The following is a 24,014-nucleotide window of genomic DNA, read 5'->3' on the forward strand; positions in this document are numbered from 1 at the left end:
GAAACGAAAGGGCACTCTATAACTAGTTTTAAACGCTGTGCACCTGGTGCACGCATATCTAAGCAAATAACCTGCTATAATAGTACTCAAACTGACTATAGTATGTGAAGAGTTCTATGACACGCTCAACTGTTTAACCAGACCATCGATGGACCGACACAGGTCGACGGATCTGGCAAAGTCTGTTCTGGTTACAAAGGTCAAGAGCCGCCGCGAAACAGTCGTTCTCGCGGCGGCTCGTCGCGCACTGGCCGATCACGCTGGCGAGGGCGTCATGGTGACCAGCTGACGCTCGTCGCGGCGTGCCGCGACTCGCTTCGTGTGATTCGCGGACAGCGTGGGATCGACTACGAAGGCGATCTTGAGCCAGTGATTCAGGAAGCTGAAGACCTCTCCCAGCGGCTGGGAGAGGTCTGGACAGATGGACTCCAAGCGTACCGCGAGATGGATCGGGATCACCGAACGGTCGTCCACAAAGAGAGGTACGTATCGCCTGACGGAGTCCACATTAATCAGGCAGAATGTCTGTTTTCGCTTGTTCAACCGTGGCTGCGGAAGTTCCGCGGCCTGTCCAAGCAAGGCTTGGAGCAGGCCGCTCATACATTCGGGATCATTAGATCGCTGAATCTCACAGGCGCATCCGTCGATATCACCATTGACTGCCTTGTTATGGGGGCTTTCCGTAGTTCTACATAAGAGCGAGCCTGAAACCGCAGGACGGTGAGGATGGTGGGGTCAGTGTTCTAGATAGTTCTTGTAATCCCAAAATCTAGACACACAACACCTGAAACGCAGTGTGTATCCCGCTCACAGGTGCGAGGACACCAATCCTGTCGTCTCAAAGCAAGGGTGAGCGCGCTCAGAGTACACATCGAAACGGGATGTTCCTCGATCACACCACCTCTTCGGCAGTATATATATCACATATCGCAATACAGAATCCAAACTGAGCTACCGACGGATGGCGGAATAATTCATTTTCAATTACATTTAACAGTCTCAGACCCGTGGCAGCCTGTATGGGAATTGAAATTGACGGTATTGACGAAACAATAGACACGCTTGAGGATATGGAAGAGAAGGCAGAGGAGATCGATGGTGACAACGAGGTCCCGTTGAATGAACTGTTCACCGATGACTTCCTACAGAGATATACGGAGTTCGCTTCTCTAGAAGAATTCTTTGAAGAGAGCCCGTGGGTAGTGGAATCTGACGATGATATAGACGCGATACCACAAGAAGAGATGGACGAGTACGTGAACGAACACACGACATTTGACGATACAGACGAAATGACAGGCGAAGCAGCTACGGAGTGGGCTGCAAAGCAGCTCGGATTTTCACCGGATTAGCCGTATCTGACTTCTGCTCCTTAGGTTCCGACGGGGCTATTCATCATCTCTATCAGGGAGGTCATCGATGAGGTCTTCCTCCTCGATCGTGCTGCGGACCTCGCTCGGAGACATCTCGGCGATTTGGCGAGCTCCCAGCAGGAGGGCAAGTGGCCGGTAGTAGCGGTTTCGTCCCCCAACGCGCTGCTCGTCAAGGTCGACACCTGTCTCCTCGAGGATATCCAACGACATCCGTCGGTACACACGCTCCAACTCCTCGCGGACCTCGGCGTCGAGGTAGTACGTATCGTGCTCTCGTTGCGTCACTGGCTCCAGTTCCGACATAGTCACCTGATCCGTCTGTGTGGCGTGTGTTTCCTGTTCCGCCTGTGGCGGTTGTGGTGACTTATTCTCCTGTGTCGCCTGTGCTGCCTCTGTCTGTGAGTTTGCGTCCATTTTGCTCGTTCCCTGTTCCGCATTTTTTGTCTGTTGCTCCTGTTCTTCCTGTGCCGCCTGTGGCGGCTGCTCCGACTCTGGCGTCTGTCCCGACCGACCTCGACGCCGACTCGGTCGGGAGTCCCGCTTCCCTCGAACACGGTCGACGCGCTCTTGTGTCTCCTCGTCGAGGTCCTCGCTGTCCTCACCGCTATCGTCGGTCATGCTGTCACCTCAAGGCCGAAAGCCTCGATGATGTGGTCACCCAGCTGACCGAACGTCTCGGTAACGTCAGCGCCCGGTTGGTACTCGAAAATGGACTCTCCGGCGTCGTAGGCGTATGAGAGCGCAACACGTTCGGGTATTTCGTACACGGGGACATCATCGAATACCTCCGCAAGGAACGACGTCATTTCATCAGCAGCGTTCGTCGACATGCGGATCCGGTTCGTAACTGCAGCGACCTCATCGATACCGCGGCCAGTCTCTGTCTCGAACGCCGCGATCTCGTCGAACAGGCGGTCGACCGCCCCCTTCGAGGATGCCTCCGCTGTCGCCGGCACGATCAGGTTCGGCGCGGCGTACAGCGCGTTTTTGAACATCGGGTTGTGCCCCGGTGGTGCGTCGACGATCACGACATCGTAGTTCGTGTCGATGCGAGCGATAGCGTCATCGAGCAAGCCGTACCCGTGGTCGTCGCTCCCGATCGTCGCCGGCGTCACCAACTGCGTCATCGATTCAAGCGCCCACGTCGCAGCCTCAACTGCGTCCGGATCATCAACGACGTCACCGTTGTGCAGTTGACCGAGGAAGTGTGCCGCCGATAGTTCGAGCGTCGAGCCGAGCATGTCGATGCTACTCGGGAGGAGATCGGCTTCGGCACCCTCACAGAGGATCGTCGCGACCTCGTCGCGAGCCTCGATATCGAGGAGGACATCGAATAGCGTGGGCGGTTCAGCCTCATAGGCGTCCAAGTGGCCAAGCGCCTCGGTCAGGTTGCCCTGCGGGTCGGCGTCGACGGCGAGGACGTCGAGTCCATGATCGGCGAGTGCGCCGACGAGATTCGCAGAGACGGTTGTCTTCCCGACACCTCCTTTTGCATTCGCGACGACCAACCGTGGCGGGTGTGTCGCCTGTCCCGCCTGTGGCGGCTGTGGTGGCATGGGCGGAACAGGTGTCTAGAACGTCTTAACTCTACGTCAGACATCACTTCCGCCGACCACGGTATCTTATTATTGTAGGCAACAAACAGTCGGGTGCCGAGGGAAGAATACAATCGAGAGATCGGTGCAAAGCTCCTCGGTGAAGTGTGCCAATACGATCCACCGCTTGAAGCTGGGGAAACCCAGAAGGTGAAGGCACCGCACGGCCCTACCATCGTGCGTTTTTGATGAGTATATGAGTACCCCGCCAGTAGCGGGGCTGCCGATGTTACTCGGCAGTAACTCTGGTGTTGGCGTGACAGAGGCCATAGGCAGCTGCGATAACAGCGTACCCGTAGGCGTGCCCCGACAGTACCAGCACGGCACCGCATGTCACACCGACGCTTGAAGCCGTCGGCGATTCTAGTATCGGTCCTACCATGTGCGTCCTCACCGCCGCTTCAGGCGGTCGTGGTCGCAGTGAACGACCACACGGCCTACCGGGGGTAGCAGGGCCTTTTGTGTTCCGCTCCCGGCCCCGATGGGTGACCACCTGTTTGAATCGCTACACATTTTCTGGGGGACGGTGCCTGCTGTCTCCCTCGGCCGTACTCAACTAGAAGACCCCTTGACACATAAGCTTGGCAAGACCAGAGTCAAAGTGAAGTTACACACCCTAAAACGCATGAAAGCAATACTTTCCCACCGGAACAGAAGGGGGAGTGTGGCCGTCGGATAATATACAAGTCAGCTAAAATTATTCCGATATTCCCGTCTGTTTTCCCGAGTGCCAACATCACGGCGACGGGTATCCTAACAAGATTCAATAACAACCTCTGGATCGTTCCCAAACGCTTATACCGATCTTGGTGGCTCTGTTGAAATACTTGAAAAATTATATATTCTAACTAGTCGCGGTCAGTACAGGGTTCTAATCTCCCATTCAGGAACCTTCGAGAATATCCTGTGTCCCCAAAGTATCTATATTCTCTCTGGATAGGTACACTATGAACGATACTCAAAACCGTAGTGGAGAACAGTTATTGATAGGGGTCGGAGGGCTGGCCTTAGTAATCCAATTAATCGTGTTTCAGAACAGTCTCGGAATAGTGAATAATTCGGGAGTTTCTGGAACGCTTGGAGACATTGTGAGTGGCGGATTGTTGCTTGTGGCAGTGGTTTGCCTCGCCGGAGGAGTGTACCTCCGTCAGCGTGGTTCTTGATGGATACGCAGCTCTCATCCACCGGCTGTTTCAGTCGATGATGTATCTGAAGAATAGGATTTCAACGGAGGCGTATGTTTTTATGAATGACTGACAGTCTAATTGGCATGAACCGCCGCGATTATTTTGCTGTTCTCGGGATCGGGATAGCCGGTACTGCAGGATGCACTAGTATTCCAACTGGGTTCGACCCCACAGAAAGCGAGCCGACAGAGAGCAATGAATTGATTCGAGAAACCTACGAAGGAGACGGATCGGCATTAAATGAGTTCTCCGTAGAAAATGAGGGAGCAATATTATTTGAAGTTGAAAGCGATGATCGTCTCTCTGCTGATGTTATCCCCGCCGATGAAGATGGCAGTGGTACGGCTTTCACAATAGAATCCCGGTTATCCCGTATCAGAAAATACAGTGATATTGAAACCGGGGAATACGCGTTAGATGTTACTACCAACGGAGAGTGGAAGATCATCATTGAACAGCACCCTCCACTTGGTCTGAAATCCGTCGAAACGCCCGAATTCCCACTAACAATTAGCTCGGAAACCCCGGATGTATTTGGACCATACAACTTTGATGGGTTCATGAGTGCCAGTACATATTCAACGGCTGTCTCCGGTTTGAATTTCATTGACGAGTCAGGAGAATGGGTAGAGTCGGTGGGGCACGGTCAGACTCACCTTGGAGAAACCCGTGACCAAGGAACAATAAATGTTGAAGGACCACATTGGCTAGTAGTTACGATGAATTTGGCCTTGACTGGAGATGATGATCCAGTAGAGTTTGAAGTGACATTAGAAGCACCAAGCTGATTGAGAGTTGTTTATAATATGAATCGTAGAGCGATACTATCTGTTTCACTGGTCAGTCTTGCTGGGTGTACAGTAACTATTGGCGACAGTTCTGATGATTCAGTTGAAGATGGTGAGTCGGCAGAGAGTGGTGCAGAAAGCGACGAATCTAATGATCAAGAACAGCAGGAAGTAGAAGTAGAGTCAACTGAAGACACTCAAGAACCAGAAGATCTCGACCGTCCTGCGGTTGAGAGTATGTCTGTCCGATACGATGAAGCGTGGTTACACCTTTCACGGACATACAAAACACCAAACTACGGTGATGAATTTAGAATAACTGAGCGATGGACTATCGAGAGTGATGACATCACTTTGGAAGAAGAACGAGAGAAGAATATTGAACCAGAAACAGAGAGTGATGTGGTTTTGATTGGTCAGAGTATCTTATTTTTGGATCGGTGGGATAACAATATACAGACGGGAGAGTACGATGTGACACTCGTGCTTGAAGCTCCGAATGGTGATCAGAGTGAACCTGTCTCTGAATCTGTATCAATCACGGAACAGGCTAGTCAGTAGATAATCGTTTTCCGACAAAGGTCCAGTAGTTTCAGGGTCTGATTTCATTTCGATAACGGGGTCTTCATTTCGAAGGCGGTGGGAGTCAATCGGTCTGTGTTTTGAGTTTCCGATTTTGTTAAGAAAGTCGGAAACTCAAAGGACTAAGCCGTCCAAACAACGGTACGAATTATTTAAAGAGATGAGCGAGTCAACAAATTCGGAAACTCGGCTTTGTTGAAATCCTATTCTTCAGACATATTCTTGCCTGAAACAGCCGGTCGATGAGAGCTGCGAATTCTTCACTCGCAATCGTGAAGTGAAAACAATTTTATGTTTAAATCAATATGGGCGGGAGTACTCCGAGTATTCAACTGGCGACCTGTAGAACGACGCTGAGAAGAGCTATGAGGGCACAAAGACCCATTACAAGAATAGCGTAAAACGGCACTTGGAACTCTGATGGGTCAGTCGAGAATATCTTGTACAGTGATGTAGTGACAAGCAGGGCTCCACCACCACACACCAACATGACAAAAATACCAAAACCATCCGTTGTTCCCGAAATAAAGCCGTCCACGCCAATTGCTATTCCCAGAATTGCTGAAAACCCATAAAAGACAGATGGTCGGTTCATAACGGATTAAAATAGAAGGAGCGTGAAAAATTGTCCGCTCTGTATGACTTTCAACGGCCAGTGAGTAGTTCATCTGTACTGAGCGATCTGTGTGTCACCTGTATTGACCGCAACCGGGTTAGAATGTATCAACTATTGAGGATTTCAACAGAGCCTCTCCAGATGGATCACTACTGTGGATTGTGTTCAGTCAAGATTCTCAACCTTCTGTTCGAGCCGCTCAAGTCGCTCGTTGAGATCATCGTCAGGCTCAGCAGCGGGCTCGTTCAGTGGGCGAACATCCTCAAGGGCGGTGTCAACGCGATCGTCGTCAGCCTCGCCGTGGAGATATAGCTCCGCGCGGTCGTTATACAACTCTCGGAGCGTGCTCGCAGCGACGCCAACGTCATCGGCGACGTCGGCAAGTGATTCACCACTGGCGACTCGCTCCATGCCGGCGCGTACCCGGAGGTACTCTTCCGGGTCGACCCGGAGATGTCCGTTGACAACCTCAAACCCTGTCGGCGGCCGGCCGGTCCACTTACCGGCCTCTCGGGCAGCGTCGATCCCCGACTGGATTCGGCGAACCTTCTGTGTTTGTTCAATCCGAGCGAGGTCACCCATGAGCCCGGCGATCATTTGGGTGACCGCTTGATCGACCATACTGTCGTCGACATCAAGCTCGAGGCCAACTTCGAGGTCCCGGACGCTCGTCTCGTGTTCAAGAGCATACTGCAGAAAGTTGTGGATCTCGCCACCACCGAGCCGAGAGAGTCGAGACAACTCGTGTACGATGACGACATCAACCTCGCCGTTAGCGATCGCCTCGCGGAGCCGACGGTACTCTGTACCCCCCTCGCTGTCAGACCCTGAGATAATATCAGCGAACCGGTCGATGGTGGCGTCAGGATATTCGTCCGCGACGAAGTCCTCGAGCTCATGGATCTGTCGCTCGTGGTCTTGGCGGTCAGTTGAGACGCGGGCATATAGCGCGACGTGAGTCATACTTCTCGTTTTGGCCAGATTTGATTTAAAATATTACCCCTTTTCGTGGTTGTCTATTAGCACTTCCTTCTCGCAATGCTTAATCTCAAGAGATCACTCCCTCAAAACCTGTCCATGAGAGAAGTGGTCTATGCGATTCGGATTTCTCACCTCGAATACTCCGGGCTCAAAATCATGGACATCAAGATCGGCAAGTCCACCGACATCGAGAACACCCTCCGCCAGTACAGCCGGGGCAACCGCGACATCGAACTGCTCGACATGTGGACGCCGAACCCCGACAAGACCCTCTCCACCGCCGAGCGCGGCGTCCACGCGGTCGCCGAGCGATACGCCTACGACAAACAGAGCGAGAAGTTCGTCTTCCTCCAGGGCGCGTATCAGGAGTTCGCTGAGACGGTCAACATGCTCCTCCGGAACGTCAGTCGCGAGGACCTCGCCGCGGAGTCAACGTCAAGCGAGTTCACCGATGTCGACGACTATACCGGCACAACGCCCTCGGTGATCAAAATCCTCGGTGAGATGCACGACGTCGACAGTTGGGCGGACGCGCTGACGGTGGGGGTCGCGACGATCCTTCGCGACGTTGATGATCATGAGCGCATCACCGAGGTCGACGGCCGGACGCGGAGCTACTTCGTGGAGGAGGGTCGGCAGTCGGACCTGTTCAAGCCCCGGCAGATTCCGGACACCAATCTCTACGTGGAGACCAACTTCTCTGCGAACGACTGCGTTCGGAAGATCGAGCAGGCGATGGCGAAGTACGGGTATGATAGGGCTGAACTGGAGATTTTCACTGAGGAAGTCTAACTAATTTCATATTAGGGCAGTGGACTCGCTCAGGTTGCCAGCTGCCTAGGCCGGGGTCTTTCTATCCACGTCAAGATGCTATAGCGTCGACTGCGAGACTAGCGTTGGTCCACTCTCATCTTCATCGGTCTGTTCTGGAGCAACGGCCATCCAGCAGATCAGCTTGACCTCTTCCTCCCGGATTGGTGGCAATGGCTCAGGGGCGTCATAGGGTTGGAGGCCGAGGTCATCAGCCTTGTCGACAATTTCACGCGTTTTCTCTTCACCCTCTAATCCTTCATCGCGAACTAGCTCTCTCATCTCGCGCTCGTACTGCTGGGGCCATGGAGCTCCCAGTGAATCGATAAGCTCTTCTTGACGGTTCTGGGTTAGTTCTGAGGGCCAATGGTCCCGAACTTGCTCAATTGCCTCTCGGAATGCCTTCGGAACATCTGGCTGAACACTACGCGGATCAGTCTGTTCTTGCCACTGCTGCCAGATGTCCACCTTCGCAACCTCCCACGCGCCGTAGACGCCTTCTTTGAATTTGTTTGGAAGTTCACGCGGGGTATCGCGGTCGCAGTCGATCCGCTGGAGACAGGTGAGCGTGTCATCGATTATTTCTGTTTCATCGTTGTCCGGAACGAATCGCATGAACATTTCATCCCCTACCCGAGCACAGAAGAAGTAGCCGGGATTCTCACCACGGAATCCGGATCCTGCTGCCCACGGGAGCGACGTGATCTGGTCTCCCCGGTCTTCCAGACCTTCGCGAAGCTCCTGACGATACTCTTCGCCGGAGTACGCAGCTGCTTTGCCACCGCCTTTCTCGTAGACTTCTTCGTCTTCTTCACGAATCGATTCGATATCATCGACTCGGTCAGAGAAATTCTGCTGCATCGTATCCATATCCGGAATTACCTGGCTGTCAAGGCCAATGGATCGAGCGGCTTGTGTCACTTTGCGTCGAACGCGGAGCTCAAGTTCTAATAGATCGTCGAGGCGGTCTTCTGGGAAGAACGTCATCGGGAATATCTCGGGGTGTGGCGAATTGATGCGGTCAATCCGGCCATTCCGCTGGACGACACGCATCGGATTCCACGGCAGGTCGTAGTTGATTACGTTGCGGGCCTGTTGGAGGTTGACCCCCTGGGCGAGCACGTCAGTTGTAACGAGTATATCGTACTGGTCTCCGACGCCCGCTGGCGCATCTGCGGAGTCGGGGGCAAAGCCGTGAACTGCGTCTTCTCTCGTGATGCCTCGAACTGATCCGTCCCCAGTAACGCCAGCGATCCGTCCCTCGTAGCAAGATAGGGTATCGTCGTTCTGGACGCGCTCTTCTAAGTAGTCCAGAATCCACTCGACGGTGTCGGCGTAGTACGAGAAGATGATGACCTTCCGATTCTGCTGGAACGCCTCCTCTACCTCGAGTTCGGGATCTGTCCCCGCATCTTCTTCGGCGTCCTCAACGATATCGACGAGCGTCTCGCCGAGGGTATCGAGCTTTTCGTCTTGCTCTTGCGTGACAACACTCACGCGCTCGTACCACCCTTGTAGGATTTCCAAGTCGGCTTTGAGGTCCTGACGGAACTCCTCAACTTCCGTTTCTGTCGCACCGAGGTTGTATGCTGTTTGGTTGTCTGCTTGGTCAAAAGCCTCATCGAGTGCCTCATCGCTGTCGGCCTCGACCCACTCTTCGATCGCATCGGGCTTTGGGAACATCCCATTATTGAGAAGATTCAGCGCAGCCCGATTCTGATTGATCATCCGCTCTAGCGTGTTAGCGAACGCTTTGCTCGAAGATTCGAAGCGCTTCAACAAGCCCGTTCTGAGTAACCCGACCAGCGACAGCTCTGAAGCGTCTTCCTCGCCCTCAAGATAGTACGAGGGGCGGTATCGTGCTAGCGAGAGCTCTGACTCGTCACGATCCCCGGCCGCCAACCCCTCTGCGACATCTTCGAAGAACGCGTCCCCGAATGTGTCGCTGAAGTCGTAGTCGATACGCCGGGGTTGTGATTCAGGGAAGGTGATCCTAACTTCACCGCCCTCGCCATTGGGGAGAGTGGCGTTCTCGTAGTGTTCCCGAATAAATCGACGGGTCCGACGAACGGTCGTCTCGTCGAGAACATCGAATAAGAGATCAGGGCTCAGGTCTGAGGGGTCCTCCGACTGTGCGTGTTTGAACCGGTCACGCAGCGATCGAATTCCCTCGGAGGCAAACGCTGCGTCGTTCTTGATGAAATAGTACAAGAGGTAGTAGAGGTCCCACAGCGAGTTGTTCACCGGCGTCGCCGTGAGCATCACGACATCCTTGGGCGGGTCGTCACGCAAGAGCTGTCTAAGCGCGTCGGCCTGCTGTGTACCGGGGTTGCGGAACGCGTGTGCCTCGTCGATGATGACGAGTTGGTACTCCTCTTTGTCCAGGTCCAAGTACGATCGGTCACCACCAAGCTGGCGCTCGTTCCGCAGCTCAGAGTACGAGAGTGTCTCGAACTGGACGCCCCACTCTGGGGCCTTCGACTCCCACATCCCGTCACGGAGGTAGGCTGGCGCCACCACCAGCGCGCGTTGGCGGTTCTCGTTGACCGTCTTCTCGAGGAGCTTCCCGGCGATGTAGGTCTTCCCGAGGCCGACCTCGTCGGCAACGACCACACCGTTGTGTTCGTCGAGGAATCGTTCAGCGCGGCGAACCCCGTCCTGCTGGAAGTTGGTTAGGTTGATCGCGCCGTCGTCCTCGGCTTCCTCCTCGAGTTCGTCGCCGTAGCGTTCATAGAGGACGCGCAGGTAGATGAGGTACGGGTCGTAGGGTTCGAACCGTTCTTCGTAGATCGACGCTAGGTCGTAGGGCTCGGCGTCGGCCCAGATGTCCTCGAACCACTCGTTGACCTGCCCCGTCACAGAGGGGCTGTACTGGCCGACGTTCAACTCCATGTTCGAGGTCAGACCTGCACCCGTGAAGTTGGAGGAACCGACCAGAGTGCCCTGATCGTGGGAGAAGAGATACGCTTTCCCATGAAGGAATCGCTCCTCGTAGCGCCTGACTTTGACATCATCACTCCGCAGGAAGTCGACGAGTTGCTGGAGCCGGCTGTCGATCCGTCGAGAGAACCCCAACAGGTCCCGGTCCTGGTCGAGGTTCCGATCGAGAGTCTTGAGCGATTCCTCGAGGCGTTTCTGGTTGTAGTCCTCGCCACGTGGCTCGCCCGGCTGGCGCCAGCGCTCGGTGTCCTTCTGGTCTGGTTGTGCGCCCAACAGGAGACGAACCTCACCGACTTGGTCGAGGGCGTCGGCTACTTCGAAGTAGCCGCGGGGGTTGAAATAGCCCGTCGCGATGTCCAGGTTGGGCTCTGGACCCATCTTCTCCCGCAGGTCGTCGATGTATTCATTGATGGCCACGGCGAGGGTGTTTCCCTCACGATTGTCGATGAACTCTGGCCTGGTCATTCTTCACTCTCCAGTCGCTCGGCCCACTCATCATAGTGTTCGAGCACCGCATTCATACGGGACTCGTGGTCCCAGTTCTCGTGGAATGTCTCGAAGACGACCTGAAGATTCTCACGGCTCAGGCCGTAGAGATGCGCTGAGAGGGCGTCGATCTCTTGCATCATCTCCTCGCGCTCATCTTTGCTGTGAGCAGTACAGGAGACCCCGACCGCGTCAGCCCACTCCCGAAACCGCTCATCAGTTGCCGCAAGGGCTCCGGACAGTTCCACCATCCGAGACCACAAACGGCTTTCACGTCCTGGGCGCGGGACCGGTAATCCGTTGAGAAGGTAGAAGCTCACATGGTTTTCAACGAACCGTCTTGCGCACCAATCGAAGGGGATAGATCCCATAATCCCCATCAGGTACGCTTGATCTTTCTCATCACCCCGTGGCCAAACCAGATATGGGGAAGTGTCAAGTAAAATTATATTTGGTGGGGCAAGCGCCGGCAACACAGTTCTCGTATTAGTTTTGTTCGTAGAATCGCGGAATACGACACGAGCACTATAGCATGGGAGTGTCGATTTATCGTGAATCCATTCCTCGGGCATCTCTGAGAAGGGAGAGCGACTGCCAATGCGGTACGAGTTTTCTCTTTTTTCCTGAAGATAATCAAATATCAGATCAGGATCAGTCCAGACAGTTGCCTTAGACACATCAACTGACCAGAAATCAAACGCCTTTCCACCCAACACGGGTAGGAAATCCTCTTCCGGCGGTTGGTCCGAACGGTGAAGAAGCGTAGTTCCGTCGTCCAATTCTTCGTCTTCGTACGGAGCGAGCTTAAGCGGGGTAACAGGCACTGGTTTCCAGTCACCACCGCCGTAGCTAAACTTGGGGTGTGAAACGAGTTGTTCAAACGCTTCACTTGCCTCGTCGCTTGGCGGAAGTGGGACAACCGAAGATGTAGTCCAACTTCGAATGTCCTCTATACTGAAGTAATGGGGATCTCTCTGTATTCCCTCCTCGTACTCTTCTTCGTCGTAATACGGTCCTCGAAGGGGCAGTTTCTCACCCGGATCCCCAGAGTTGTGATAAGATGCCAGCGTAATTGTCATCTGGCCATGAATCCCTTCAAAAACCCACTCGTTTGTGTTGACTAGGAAAGTCAGGTCGTCTACCGTGGTGGTGTCGAAAAGTTTCTCTCTGAAGTCTGAAGTGTTGTCCCCAGAGAACGCTCCTCGGGGAACAATAATACCTACGTGCCCTCGGTCGCCAACAAGATGCTTGAATCTCCACGAGAAAGCGATGTACATCTCCGGAGCAGAACCTCCCGAACTATTACCGCCATACGGGCCGTTCTTCAGGATAGTACTTCTCTGTCTTTTCTCATTCTTCTCGCGTTTGAGCTCTGCTTCCAGTCCTGGCCGTCGCTCCAGCAGTCTCTGTCTTGCCTCTTCCTGTTTCTGCTCAGACTTGCCCTGAAAACCGGGGATGTACCTAGCCCAGAACTCTTTGTCTTCCAAGGTGGATTCATCCCACGGTGGATTCCCAAGGAGGACGTCGAATCCGGGGTTATTACCGTTAAATACTTCGGGGAACGCGGCCGGAAAGTGTAGCGGGCTGGTCGCTGCCAATACATCCTGTGCAGTTTCGTACTCGTCCGATTCTAGCAGATTCACCCCGTCGTCGTCGTTAACCACTTCGGGGTCAATTTCGTCGTCGATTCGTGAGGCCGCCAGAATGTCGAACGCCGCACGGGTCTCCTCAAGTTGGTCCCGGATCTCCTCGCGCGTCTCCCGAGCCTTAGCGACCTGTTGAGCGTCAGCGTCCGCGAAACTCCCCAAATCGTCGATGGCGTCTTCAATTTCTTTCATCACGCTTGATCCGCCCATGAACATCCCAAGATTCGTCTGATCGACGTCGAGGATGTCGCTCACCTCGTCCAGCGTGCCGATGCCAGCCAGTGAGTCGCCCGTGGTGAGGTTGTAGTCGAGGAACGCCAGCGGAAGTCCCGGAACGAACGTGTGTACCCACAGTGAGAGTCGCGCCAGCTCTGTCGAGAGGTCGTTCACGTCGACGCCGTAGATACATCGACGAGCGACTTGCCGCCGAAGGAGCTGGCTACGTTCAACCTCGGGCATTTCCTCACTGCTCTCGAAGGCGTCCTCGGCGGCGTCGCGCAGGCGATCGAGCTCCTCCTCGACCTGCGGAAGGTGTACATCGTCCCGAGTCAGATATTTCATCAGACGGTTCTCGATGCGGTCGACGGCGCCGACGAGGAAATGCCCCGATCCCATCGCAATGTCAGAGACACGGAAGTCGAAGAACGCCTTCGCGGCCGCTGTTCGACCCTCCTCCTCGCGCAGTCGGTCCAGCCGTTCGAGGTGGTCATCTAGTGCCGGTTCGAGTGAGTTGTCGAGAAGGTGCTCGACGAACCGGGTCTTGGTGTAGTACGTCCCGGTGGCTTTTCGTTCACCGGACTGACCGTGGAGGTATACTTCGCCCTGCTCAACAACGACGTCTGAATCGTTCTCGCCTAACTCTTGCTGACCCGTCGGGTCGACCGGCGTGTAGTGTCCTTCGTCGTCAACGGTTAGGTCCTGATCAGCTAGCGAGAGTTCAGACTCGAGCAGCCCCTCGTAGATGACACCAAATTCCCTGACGCCGATGTTGCGGAAGTCGACTGGGCCCTCTATGTCGTCGGCCTCAGACTCGTCGATGAGCAGGTTCGCCAGCACCGGTCCGAACTGGTCGTCAGTCAGTTCAATTTCGGCCAGCTTAGCCCCCGCTTCCGAGATGTCCTCGTCAGATGAGAGCAGTCGCCCGTTGTACTCGGGCAGACTCCACTCAGAGTGGCCGTCGTGAATCGCTCGGGCGAGTTCCATCACGTCGTCCCAGTGTGTCGTCGACCGCTCATCGAACTCAATCCCCTCCTGCCGAAGGTCGTGAAGTTCGTGGGCCTTCGCTTTCAGTGAACGACGCTCGTACCGAGGATTGTGCCGCGGGAGGAACCCTTCGTCCTCAGCGTACGCGATGAACAGAAGCCGGTAGAGCTTGATCAGCGCCATCCGGTAGGTCTCGTCCAGCTCGTCCTTCGTGGGGTCCTCGAGATCGCGGGCGTCGGCAATAGCCTCAGCAAGGTCGGGAATAACGTCATCATAGATTCGCTCACGAAGACGTCGACCCAACTCAGCAGCGTAATCCTTCGAGTCGGCCATGATCTCGTGGAGCGATCCTTCCTTCTGGAGAGCCCCTGACGAGAACAGCAGCGATAGGTAACCCGCGTTGTCGTCAGTGAGTAAGTCAGTGTTGACCTCGACGAAGGTGTCTGTTCGACCACGAGAACCAAACCCAGCATCAGGGTTTGTAGTGTATAGTCGCAGACGGCTCTCAGAGCTGGCGATGACGTAGTCCAAGTTCTTCTTATCTGCTTCGCTGAGCGCGTACGAGACCGGTGTTTGACCGGTGAAACGGTCCTGTGCGTGGTCAAAGGACTCGTCCTCGTTCAGGAAGACGGCAACCGCCTGTTCTCGACCATCACTCGTGTCCTTGAGAATGTAACTGTGGTCCTGAAGTCGTTCAATCTCGTAGCCGAGCCCTTCAACTAGGTCTCGGCCTTTTTCATCAAGTAGTCCTTCGGCTCGACTAACAGCATCGTTCCAATCGGCACGATCGGGTACTCCGGTTTTCAGTTCGTGTGTCGAAAGAAGGCCCTGGTTGCGAAGACCGACTAACTCCTCATCAATTTGGGCTAAGACGGCGCTAAGGAAGCGTTGTGCGGCGTGATGGTCCGGTCGATCGAGAGCCGATTCGCAGATTCGCTCTACCTGTGATGTTTCGAGATCGCGCTTAACATCTGGATTCTCCCCGGCGGGTCCGATGATGTCGACTGTCTGGCCGTCATCTCGAAGCACGACAACGAGAATCGGGTTGATTCGCTGATTCCGGCGGTCTGTGTAGAGCCGCTGTAGCCAGTTTTTTTGCGGCCGGTCGTCACGTTCAGTAACAACCACTTCGAGGGCATTGGATCCCTCCCCGAGATAGAGTTCGCAGTCGGCACTAACCCGATCTGACTTCCATGGGCGTGGTGTTGCCGACTCAAGGAACTCGATAGGCATTGAGAAGAGCAACATTCTGTTGATTTATTATTCTTCTGTACTTTCTCGCGTGTGCTGAGAAACAAAACGCACGTCCAAAGCGAAATCTAGAGCTTTTCTCTCTTCTGCTTTGTTGAATCCGATGACGGCGCGGGGATTACTGTTTGAGAGCTTGTTCGAGGTTGTAGACTGCGGCGGTCAACACGAGTTCACGGAACTCGCGGTACCAAGCGCGAGGGGGGACAGCGGGGCCGAACCGACGCTTGATAGCCGAAAAGGCGGTCTCGGCCATCCACCGCTGGCCGTATAGCTCGCTGTCCAACCGTGCGTTGTGGGCGTGATCGTACGCAGCGAACAGCCGGTGACGCAGCAAGGGCCGGACTCCCCCTAGACGGAGGGCGCCCCGGAGAGATTGGTCGTCATAGCCTTTGTCGCCGGCGAGACTCTCGATTTGTCGGTGTTACGAAGGGCAACTCGACGGCCAGTTTGGGTGTCGTGAGGCCAGTGTGCCGAGCAGTGAAGATCGAGGATGGCACACGAATCTGTATCGACGAGCGCCGTCGTTTTGAGCGTCCGTATGCGGCGATCCGAGCGGTGTTGGTAGTGTCTCGATGCCGTTTCGCGGTCGAAGAACGTTGTATCGATGGCTCCGTGCGAGCCCGGATCGCAGATGGTCGCAGACTCACGGAGGAAGCCACGCCACACAGACATGGGAACCCTCTCAAACGACCGGTACAGCGTTGAGGGTGCGGGAAATGCCGTTCGAGCGAGCTGTAACAGTCCACAAACCCGATCCATTTCACTCGCCCAGTCAACAATCTCACGGTACGTCGCTCCCATATGAACCCGCAAAAAGTGGAGCGTGACATGCTTCCAGCCGGGAAATCCGTGGCCAGTCGGATCACTCACCGCCGTTGGAGTGGCGGCACAGCGCTTTTGAGCCAGCGACGCGGCTTGCTTAACGAAGCGGAAGAGGTGTTTGGACACATTCGGCTCTTCCGCTTCGCTTCCACCTTCAGAGCGACGCTATCCCGACGCCTTCTGCGGATTCAACAGAGCAGATCAGTCCTTCATCCAGATTTAGAGACATCGACAGGAGGTGAATCCGCACGACGACTTGGCGAGTCAAGCCTTCGAGATCTACTACGAATTAACGGATCAAGAGAGGTGAATCCGGAGGAGGCCTGAAAGACTCACAGGTATCACTCTTAGAGGCGAAGAGGCAGGTTCCTTTTTGTGGGTAGGCTTTGACTCGGATTGTATGGATTTCTCCCAGATTGTCGGTGATGACGACCGTTACTCGGAGGACTGGCATACGAGTGATATGCCGCACGACGTGAAGAACGCGCTTTCACTGGCTTTTCTCGATGGATTTCATAATGAGATTCACCGGTTACACGGTGAGCTGCGGGAGCAGAGGGAGGAGGCGGAAGATGATGATCTGCCGATGGAGTTCAGTTTCGGCGGTGTCGGATTGAAAACTTACGAGATCCACAGCTTGACCGTCAGCTATTTTGAGGCAGGCGTCTCGATTCTCTGCTTCCATCATCTCCAGAATGAAACGGAGGAGGGCGCTAAGATTGTTGAGTGGATGTTGGAGAATCGTGACCGGGCTTTGGATGAGAATAGTGAGGTGCCGTATGGAACCCAGATAATGGAGTGGCTGGACGGTAGAAGGGCTTCACTAGCGGACAAGGCCCATTTGATGGATGAGACAGGACTGCTTGGCCACGATAAGGTGAAGAGGGTGAAAACTCAGCGGCATAGTTTCCTTCATTCACCTCTGGAGATCCTGTACATCTCCGACTGGGACGATCTGATGAACATGGCCGATCGATGTGTTACGGTGGTCGATGATATGGATGAGCGTCTGTACCAAGATATAGATCTCCACGCTTTCTATCCGACTCTCACCGATAAAGAGCGTTCCAGCCGTACGTTCTGACTGCCTATTCTTCTTGCCGGAGCTGGATCTGGACTCGGTCAGAGATGGCAAGTCCATCTGCGCCACCGTCAACGAGTTCGAAGATTTCTCCTTCATCGGTTTCGCCAACAGGGATGGAGTTCGAGCCTTCCAGCAAGTAGGCCACTCGCTCGAATCCATCTTCAAGCAGCGGGCTCCACTTTGATTCCTCGATAATCTCCTCGACATCCTGTACTAAGACGTCTTTCTCGACGCCGCCTCGATCCCGGTGATAGAAGGCAGTGAACTCGCCTGGTTCCTCATCTAATTCGTATCCTGATTCCTGCTCTGCGATTCGTTCGTTGGCTGCGAAGGTGTACTGGCGGAGTTCCTTTAGAGAGAGCTGTTCCGGCATTACTGTGAAGATCACTAGTACGTCGGATAACGGTAGTGGATGTCTTGTTCCCTATTTTCCCGTGGTTAAGTTGAGGTTGCGTTTATACGGATCCACTCGCAAGTTGTAGTCAGATAAGCTCATGGGTCGTGAGACAAAGAGACAGCACTTCGTCCCACGATTTTACCTAAATACGTTCTCTGAAAACACAGAAGAACCATACTACCTGTACTGCTACGATCTGCCGGAGGATAGGGTGTTCGGCTCTAACACGATGGACATCGCACAGGGAGAGTACTTTTACGATCTCTCTGACGAGCAGTTTATCGAGAACAAGTTCGCAGATTTTGAAGCCGTATTCTCCCAGGCTTACGACAAATTAGTGGACAGCGCCGATGTCACCGCTCTAACACCGGAGGAAAGGCACGTTATCTCCCTTTTTCTCTCCCACCAGCACATCCGGACAAGGAAATTTCGGGAAATCGTTAAGCAGGCCTCGGAGCACACGTTGGAGATTGTTGAGGAGGATGAAGGCGAAGAAGAGGCACGGAAGGCCGTGAAAGCTGGTACGAGGGAGGAAGGTGCGAAGCAGTGGCAGGCCCAGTTGACAGCGAACGCTCTACAAGGCTTTGCAGACATTCTTTATCGGATGGACTGGTTCCTCTTCGTGAACAAGACGGAGTACCCCTTGTGGACCTCCGATCATCCGATAGCGATCTTCAACCCGATTAATCCGGAGCCTGATCCTAAGAGGGGGATTAAACGACCAGGGTCTAAGGTCCACGTCCCATTGAGCACGGATCTTGTTCTGGCGTTATACGATCCAGGAGAGTATTTCGTGAAGTCGAAGCGTGAAGAATTGAGGGAGAAGGAGCACGTCAATTTCCAGAACAAGCTACAGGTTGAGCACTCACATCGGCAGGTTTTCTCTCCTTTGGAGGATTTTGAGTTCGCTAGAGAGGTTATCAAGGAGAATCCAGAATACGCTGAACGGGACTACTCAGACAGCTTTGTAGAATAGGGCTTGGTCGGTCGGATTTGACTTTCGAGGGAACGCCTATTACAGTCTCGTCGTACACATCTACTAAGATGCGTATCTCACGGGAGTTTACCTCGTCCCAGTATCCCTCAGAGGAGGACTTGGAGAATGATGACTGTAGTTTCCGTGTCGAGACGATCCTAAAACTGGATAGCGACGAGAGGCTTTTTGATATCAGTACGCACGAACAGTATCCAGGGGACAGTACGTCAACTCAGTCCTTTGGTGGTTCCTTTGTCTTCTCGGACTGGTCTGACTTACAGGATGTAGCCGAACTACTGCGGCGATATATCCGAGAGCAGGATGATCAGACCAGGTCGATAACTGTCCCGTTAGATTCAGGAACGGGATTCAATAGCCGCCTCGGACATCATATCGAGGATATTGAGGAAGCAAGATTCACAGTAGATGACTATCGGCTGGAGGTGGATGCTCAAGGGCATCGAGGAGAGATTCGTCACTACCATCGGTCTGTGGATAACACGCATCAGGAGAGGCGGAATGCGATGGATTTCCTGGATATGGTGGATGAGATCTTCGAGGATCCAGATGAAGGACCTATTCTCCAGCTTACTCATCCCGATCTTCGTAGTGACGCCTTTCCGGAGTATGTTGACGGCCATTACCAGAGTTCTGTCCGTACAGCTTTCCGGGTGCTTGAAGAGAGAATACGTGAGGAAGGAGGATTCCCTCAGGATTCGACTGGAATGGGAATGGCTCAAGAAGCGTTTAGCACGGACGACGGCCCGCTGACATTTGCCGATGTTGAGGCAGAGAAACGTGGTTGGATGTATCTGTTTGCCGGTGGATTTGGAGCGCTACGTAATCCCCCGAGTCATAGAGATGAGGATTCAATCGATCAGCGGCGTGCGATGCAGATCCTGCATTATGTCGATCTTCTTCTGGCGGTGCTTGAGGATGAAGCGGCTGGTCGTGACGGCTTGTAGCTTGGAAATCTCGTCATCAGAATCGCTCTCCTACAACAGTAAGGGTTGAGGCCCCCCCCCCTTTGAAATTAGTCGATGAACTGGATGAGGAGATACATCTTCAGATGGATCGGTTGGAAAGCGCTTCCAGAGAGGATGAGCCTGAGATCCGTGAAGGCTTGAAAGAGTTGTATCGGGAACGGCGCAGGGAGAAGCGTAGCTATTGGCAGGATAGGGAGGACTGGCTTGACCGGAAGATAGTATCAGTACATCACAAAGACGGTTAGTTGAGACGTCTGCTTGCTGAAGGTGTGTCTAAAACCAAGCAAGCAGACAGTGTGATTCACGAGGACCAGCTTCTTAACTTTCTCGTCAACCGCCTTGACGAGGAAGTTCCGCTCTCGTTAGCTAATAACGCTGAAATTACTGCTGAGGACATCTATGAGGTCCTCGTCGGCGCTTGCGCCGACGGGACCTCTGTCTCTACGCTCTGTGCGTCGAGCCAGAATACACCCACTGCGAACACGATCCTCTACCATCTTCGGACGAAGTTCGAGCCGGAACGGCTCGAACGAGTCGCTAACACGCTCCTTCGGAAGGATATCGATGAACTGCTTCCCAAGCAGGTGGAGGTCTGCGCAGACCTCCACCTGCGACCCTACTACGGTGACGAAGCCGATACAGACGGTCTCTATCACTCGGTAGCGAAGCGTGGAACCACCGCGTTCCACGCCTACGCCACACTCTACGCGCGTGTGACGAACAAACGCTACACGCTGGCGGTGCGCCGTCTCGAAGACGGCGACACCGCCAGCAGCGTCCTCGCTGAGTTCCTCGGTATTCTCGACGGCCTTGACACCGAGATCAAGGCCGTCTACCTTGATCGCGGATTCTACGACAGCAAGTGTCTCATGCTGCTTCAGGCGCACAACTACGCGTACGTGATCCCGATCATTCGGTGGGGGAAGACGATTCAGCAAGAGCTCTCGGAAGGGTGGAGTCGCGTCATTCAGCATGATCTGACAGGGAAACTCGACGGTCACAGCTGGACCGTCGAGTTTCCCGTCTACATCGACTGTACGTACCTAAACGGGAAGTATGACGAGAACGGTGTGGCGCGTCACGGCTACGCCGCTGACGCGCCGTTCATCGACTCACCACGCGACGCTCGATACCACTACACCAAGCGGTTCGGTATCGAGTCGAGCTATCGATTGTTTGAACAAGCGATAGCGACAACAACCACACGAGATCCAACGGTACGGCTGCTGTACGTCGTGGTGAGTCTGCTATTACAGAACGTCTGGCGGTACCTTCACTACGAGTATGTGGCGACGCCGCGCCGAGGCGGGCGTCGCCTCTGGTGGTGGCCGTACAAGGAGTTCGTCAATATGGTTCGACGAGCTGCGTGGACGGCCCTCGCGGTGCGTCGGGCCGTCCCCGCGAATCGGCCACCTGACGACCGATTCCACCGCTAACCACCGACCGAGCAAGCCAGCAAAGTGAGTGGCAACGCTGTCGCGTCGGCGGCTGACCGCCGCCGACAGCGACAGCTCTCCGTCGATCCGTCCGTAATCATCTCATCGAGACCATCAGTACAACCGCTTCGAGACAGAACTCAGGCCGCAGAAACAGCTAGCTGTGGATGCTTTGTGAGGTACTGAGTATTGAGGGAAGAGTTGGCGAAGATCGATGAGTCGGAGAAGTTCTTCTAAGGGTAACTCGCTGTCCAGATTGTTGGTTTAATATTCGCCTCCGAAAGACTTAGTAAGCGGACGTACGGGTTGCTTTTCGGCTATGCTTGGTGTCAAAGGTGTGGCCTCGGCACTCATAGGGCTCCTCACATATCGTAGTCGAGGATAGCAGAGCGTCAACTGTGGTTATGATTATTGCGCTAATTACGCCCACTCGGTGGCACGACAAACCTGCAACGGACGTTTTTTGGTTTGGTCACGCGACATCCAATATCATTTCCTTATGTAACATATAGACAACACGGGAAGCAAGAGTTACATAAGGAATTACGACAGTGTTGAGCAGCTACTATAGCCACCCGATTTCCGCGGGTGACCTGTTTGTCTTGCTCTTTATCAATACCTCTAGAACACTCGTCACAGTCGACATTGACCGTAGCGGCTCTATTGAGATCGGCAGATATTGATAGTTTTGAGAGGCTATGCTGAATACAGGACGCGAATCTCCTAAAGAAGTTACTTAAAAATTGAAAGACAGAATTGGTAATTTCAGTAATTTATCATATATGGTCATCAAGATTCTCACCCCCTGTACTGTCAGATCTCTATTTCAGTGACGACAGGTTTCAGAGCGATGTAGCAGCAATATCGGCTTGAATTCCGGCGATTTAGACCTTGAGAACCATTCTGTACCACCGCCTTTCATAAGTCAAAGAATACAATCCGGAGATGGTCCTTAAGCCTTGAATCCAATTCGTTGGTGCTGATGTAGAGGGTTATCAGTAACTGGAGTGTCTCTTCAATTGCCGTATCGTCACGAAGTAACTCGCTCGGCAACGTGCCATGAGACCGGACAGACTCAATTTCGGCATCGGCTAGCACGCGGAGAGTCGTTGTTATTAAGGACTCATCATCAAATTCACTCCGCGCCAACTCTAGCGCCTTGTCAGGATTGTCCGCAGTAACCTTGGCTTTGATTTGCGCGAGCGTCTGTCGAAGTTCAACAGCGTCATCCGGGGCATTGAACGATGCATAGTGATCTGCTGCATCAGCGTAATTTTCTTCTTCTTCTATGAGGCGGCCACCAGCGAGCAATAACGCTCGTTTTAGATGATAAGGAGGCGACTCATACATCGGAAGGTCGCTGAGTCGGTCTTTGGCATTACGGGCAATATTGTGAGCGCGATCGGGGTCTTTGTTTTCCAGCGCAAGATATGCCTCTGCGACTTCCTTCCAGAACTCGTGGCGTGCCCGTGAAAGTTCAATAGCATCCAGGCCGGCCTCTCGCTGTTGTGATTCAGCAATAAGTAGAACAATAGCGTTGTCGTGAAGATCTCGCTTTGCTCCCCAGGTATCGGTTGCATTGGCAGCGTGACGGAACGCTTTACTCACGTACTTGATATTGCGTTCACTATGCCATTCTTCAATTACATCAGCGGCCTGAATATATTCTTCAGCTGCCTTCGCAAAATTCGATGAGATATCCTTCTCAGGTTCTTGTTCGCTGTGCCACGAGAATCCACTGTTTTCCTGCGCTCGCAGCAGGTGGTTGTATCCACGGATATAGGACTCCCGTTCTTTCTCCCAATCGTGGTCGATCTCTTGAAGTATATCGAGTTGTCGCCTACCGAGTCCTAATTCAGCAGCTGAAGGTTCCTCACGGTTCCGGTGCCGATATCGCTCGGCGACATCCCGGCTGCGGGCATAGAGGTACTCAAACAGTGCGTCAAGCGTACCGTCTTGGTGTAGTGCAGCCTCGTGATAATCGAATCGTTCCGAATTATCATACTCCTTCTGTTGTGCAGTCGCACGGAGTTCTTCGCCAGACAGTTCTTCGCCAGGAAGTGGGTTCGGCACCTGGTCAAGATACGCATCAAACGCTAGACTTCGTTGGTCGGCTGTCGTGGTATTCTGGATTTTCTCGACAAGTCGTGCTCGGGCTACCAACTCGACAACCTCCCGATCCACATCAGTAGTATCTGCGAGGAACGTATTGAGGAGCGAATACGCATGCCCTCGATGGGCGTCATCGTAGTATATTTCTTCAAGAGTGGTCTTGACAACGCGGTTAAGAGAGAGGGCAGAGTCGTCCATACCAAGGTCTTGGTAAGCAGTGACCCGTTGCTGAGCATCCGCAAGTGTGTGGATTCGATAGACTTTCCCGGATTTGCTGTCCCCCAACAGCATGTTCTTAATGCTACGAGCAGTGTTTCGATTAAGCTGATAATAGACATACTCAGTCGGCCCCCGGTTGATGAAAATCTGATGATATTCAATGAGTGCCACAAAACTGTCATCGATACTCGGGACCTTTCGGGCAGTCTTTTCATAGAACTGAACGCTGTCTTCATAATCTTCAGCGAGTTCTTCAAACCGCTCTGGAGCCTCCAGTAGCATTTTAGCCCGGTCGGCATGCGAAGCGTCGGTTGGCATACCTGTCTATTTTGGTCGCTTCCACTTTGAAACCACACCACTCACCCAAGTCGTGTGGACTTGGGGATGGAACAAGGCGCTGTCTTCCGGTTTCTATCACACAGTAGTTTCGATCTTCGGTCACACTCAAACAACCGAACCGTCAGATCTCGGTAGTCGTTTCTGACCTCCTGAAGTGCCGGAGTTAAGGGTGTAAAACGCCAGTA

General features: G+C 53.7%; 16 protein-coding genes and 2 pseudogenes. 9 read left to right on the top strand and 9 right to left on the bottom strand.

Annotated features, from left to right (window positions below; all coding sequences use genetic code 11):
• Positions 1 to 132 precede the first annotated feature (132 nt).
• Positions 133 to 696, top strand: a pseudogene (locus NO878_RS16880) (IS1595 family transposase); the annotation flags it as partial.
• Between the two features lie 323 nt (positions 697 to 1,019).
• On the top strand, positions 1,020 to 1,352 hold the full coding sequence (locus NO878_RS16885; protein WP_256407139.1) for a hypothetical protein: 333 nt from the start codon (positions 1,020 to 1,022) through the stop codon (positions 1,350 to 1,352).
• Between the two features lie 36 nt (positions 1,353 to 1,388).
• On the opposite strand, the gene NO878_RS16890 is transcribed toward NO878_RS16885, so the two are convergent.
• The gene (locus tag NO878_RS16890) at positions 1,389 to 1,991 is read right to left on the bottom strand and encodes a DUF8160 family protein (protein ID WP_256407140.1); all 603 of its coding nucleotides are present in this window, start codon (positions 1,989 to 1,991) and stop codon (positions 1,389 to 1,391) included.
• The gene (locus NO878_RS16895; protein WP_256407141.1) at positions 1,988 to 2,929 is read right to left on the bottom strand and encodes a ParA family protein; all 942 of its coding nucleotides are present in this window, start codon (positions 2,927 to 2,929) and stop codon (positions 1,988 to 1,990) included. The genes NO878_RS16890 and NO878_RS16895 overlap by 4 nt, the downstream gene beginning before the upstream one ends.
• 1,309 nt (positions 2,930 to 4,238) lie before the next feature.
• Here NO878_RS16895 and NO878_RS16900 point away from each other — a divergent pair.
• Positions 4,239 to 4,943 carry a hypothetical protein gene (locus tag NO878_RS16900; RefSeq protein WP_256407142.1) on the top strand — a complete coding sequence of 235 codons (705 nt, stop codon included), beginning with the start codon at positions 4,239 to 4,241 and terminating at the stop codon, positions 4,941 to 4,943.
• An 18-nt stretch (positions 4,944 to 4,961) separates the two neighbouring features.
• Positions 4,962 to 5,504: a hypothetical protein gene (locus tag NO878_RS16905; protein ID WP_256407143.1), complete on the top strand. Its 543-nt coding sequence runs from the start codon at positions 4,962 to 4,964 to the stop codon at positions 5,502 to 5,504.
• Positions 5,505 to 5,853: 349 nt separating this feature from the next.
• On the opposite strand, the gene NO878_RS16910 is transcribed toward NO878_RS16905, so the two are convergent.
• Together NO878_RS16910 and NO878_RS16915 are read right to left on the bottom strand one after the other, a co-directional pair.
• A complete protein-coding gene (locus tag NO878_RS16910; RefSeq protein ID WP_136516540.1) occupies positions 5,854 to 6,120 on the bottom strand; it encodes a hypothetical protein in 267 nt (88 codons plus the stop codon).
• Positions 6,121 to 6,306: 186 nt separating this feature from the next.
• A complete protein-coding gene (locus NO878_RS16915; protein WP_256407144.1) occupies positions 6,307 to 7,104 on the bottom strand; it encodes a recombinase family protein in 798 nt (265 codons plus the stop codon).
• Positions 7,105 to 7,218: 114 nt separating this feature from the next.
• Here NO878_RS16915 and NO878_RS16920 point away from each other — a divergent pair, with 114 nt between their 5' ends.
• Positions 7,219 to 7,914 carry a replication initiation negative regulator SeqA gene (locus tag NO878_RS16920; RefSeq protein ID WP_256407145.1) on the top strand — a complete coding sequence of 232 codons (696 nt, stop codon included), beginning with the start codon at positions 7,219 to 7,221 and terminating at the stop codon, positions 7,912 to 7,914.
• Positions 7,915 to 7,992: 78 nt separating this feature from the next.
• Here the strand turns inward: NO878_RS16920 and NO878_RS16925 are convergent, their stop codons facing one another.
• The 3 genes and pseudogenes from NO878_RS16925 to NO878_RS16935 form a co-directional block, all read right to left on the bottom strand.
• Complete coding sequence (locus NO878_RS16925) at positions 7,993 to 11,337, bottom strand: helicase-related protein (protein ID WP_256407146.1); 3,345 nt, start codon at positions 11,335 to 11,337, stop codon at positions 7,993 to 7,995.
• Positions 11,334 to 15,440, bottom strand: coding sequence for an Eco57I restriction-modification methylase domain-containing protein (locus NO878_RS16930; RefSeq protein WP_256407147.1), 4,107 nt, complete (start codon positions 15,438 to 15,440; stop codon positions 11,334 to 11,336). The genes NO878_RS16925 and NO878_RS16930 overlap by 4 nt, the downstream gene beginning before the upstream one ends.
• A 136-nt stretch (positions 15,441 to 15,576) precedes the next feature.
• Positions 15,577 to 16,406: pseudogene (locus NO878_RS16935) on the bottom strand (IS5 family transposase).
• Between the two features lie 274 nt (positions 16,407 to 16,680).
• On the opposite strand from NO878_RS16935, the gene NO878_RS16940 reads away from it, so the two are divergent.
• On the top strand, positions 16,681 to 17,364 hold the full coding sequence (locus tag NO878_RS16940) for a hypothetical protein (protein ID WP_092563054.1): 684 nt from the start codon (positions 16,681 to 16,683) through the stop codon (positions 17,362 to 17,364).
• A 4-nt stretch (positions 17,365 to 17,368) separates the two neighbouring features.
• Here NO878_RS16940 and NO878_RS16945 read toward each other — a convergent pair whose 3' ends face one another.
• A complete protein-coding gene (locus NO878_RS16945) occupies positions 17,369 to 17,737 on the bottom strand; it encodes a hypothetical protein (protein WP_256407148.1) in 369 nt (122 codons plus the stop codon).
• A 121-nt stretch (positions 17,738 to 17,858) separates the two neighbouring features.
• On the opposite strand from NO878_RS16945, the gene NO878_RS16950 reads away from it, so the two are divergent.
• The 3 genes from NO878_RS16950 to NO878_RS16960 all read left to right on the top strand — a co-directional run bounded on the left by NO878_RS16950 (position 17,859) and on the right by NO878_RS16960 (position 21,159).
• A complete protein-coding gene (locus NO878_RS16950) occupies positions 17,859 to 18,737 on the top strand; it encodes a DUF4238 domain-containing protein (protein ID WP_256407149.1) in 879 nt (292 codons plus the stop codon).
• A 68-nt stretch (positions 18,738 to 18,805) separates the two neighbouring features.
• Positions 18,806 to 19,702, top strand: coding sequence for a TIGR02391 family protein (locus tag NO878_RS16955; protein ID WP_256407150.1), 897 nt, complete (start codon positions 18,806 to 18,808; stop codon positions 19,700 to 19,702).
• Positions 19,703 to 19,992: 290 nt separating this feature from the next.
• Positions 19,993 to 21,159, top strand: a complete 1,167-nt coding sequence (locus tag NO878_RS16960; RefSeq protein WP_256407151.1) for an ISH3 family transposase — start codon at positions 19,993 to 19,995, stop codon at positions 21,157 to 21,159.
• Between the two features lie 918 nt (positions 21,160 to 22,077).
• Here the strand turns inward: NO878_RS16960 and NO878_RS16965 are convergent.
• The gene (locus NO878_RS16965) at positions 22,078 to 23,808 is read right to left on the bottom strand and encodes a hypothetical protein (RefSeq protein WP_256407152.1); all 1,731 of its coding nucleotides are present in this window, start codon (positions 23,806 to 23,808) and stop codon (positions 22,078 to 22,080) included.
• Between the last annotated feature and the right edge of the window lie 206 nt (positions 23,809 to 24,014).

The sequence above is a fragment of the Haloplanus ruber genome (assembly GCF_024494725.1).
Classification (GTDB): domain Archaea; phylum Halobacteriota; class Halobacteria; order Halobacteriales; family Haloferacaceae; genus Haloplanus; species Haloplanus ruber.

Coding starts and splice junctions, on each gene's coding strand:
- NO878_RS16895 (WP_256407141.1), bottom strand. CDS start 2,929: ATGCCACCACAGCCGCCACAGGCGGGACAGGCGACACACCCGCCACGG.
- NO878_RS16905 (WP_256407143.1), top strand. CDS start 4,962: ATGAATCGTAGAGCGATACTATCTGTTTCACTGGTCAGTCTTGCTGGG.
- NO878_RS16945 (WP_256407148.1), bottom strand. CDS start 17,737: ATGCCGGAACAGCTCTCTCTAAAGGAACTCCGCCAGTACACCTTCGCA.
- NO878_RS16940 (WP_092563054.1), top strand. CDS start 16,681: ATGGATTTCTCCCAGATTGTCGGTGATGACGACCGTTACTCGGAGGAC.
- NO878_RS16915 (WP_256407144.1), bottom strand. CDS start 7,104: ATGACTCACGTCGCGCTATATGCCCGCGTCTCAACTGACCGCCAAGAC.
- NO878_RS16885 (WP_256407139.1), top strand. CDS start 1,020: ATGGGAATTGAAATTGACGGTATTGACGAAACAATAGACACGCTTGAG.
- NO878_RS16920 (WP_256407145.1), top strand. CDS start 7,219: ATGAGAGAAGTGGTCTATGCGATTCGGATTTCTCACCTCGAATACTCC.
- NO878_RS16930 (WP_256407147.1), bottom strand. CDS start 15,440: ATGCCTATCGAGTTCCTTGAGTCGGCAACACCACGCCCATGGAAGTCA.
- NO878_RS16925 (WP_256407146.1), bottom strand. CDS start 11,337: ATGACCAGGCCAGAGTTCATCGACAATCGTGAGGGAAACACCCTCGCC.
- NO878_RS16900 (WP_256407142.1), top strand. CDS start 4,239: ATGAACCGCCGCGATTATTTTGCTGTTCTCGGGATCGGGATAGCCGGT.
- NO878_RS16955 (WP_256407150.1), top strand. CDS start 18,806: ATGCGTATCTCACGGGAGTTTACCTCGTCCCAGTATCCCTCAGAGGAG.
- NO878_RS16950 (WP_256407149.1), top strand. CDS start 17,859: ATGGGTCGTGAGACAAAGAGACAGCACTTCGTCCCACGATTTTACCTA.
- NO878_RS16890 (WP_256407140.1), bottom strand. CDS start 1,991: ATGACCGACGATAGCGGTGAGGACAGCGAGGACCTCGACGAGGAGACA.
- NO878_RS16910 (WP_136516540.1), bottom strand. CDS start 6,120: ATGAACCGACCATCTGTCTTTTATGGGTTTTCAGCAATTCTGGGAATA.
- NO878_RS16965 (WP_256407152.1), bottom strand. CDS start 23,808: ATGCCAACCGACGCTTCGCATGCCGACCGGGCTAAAATGCTACTGGAG.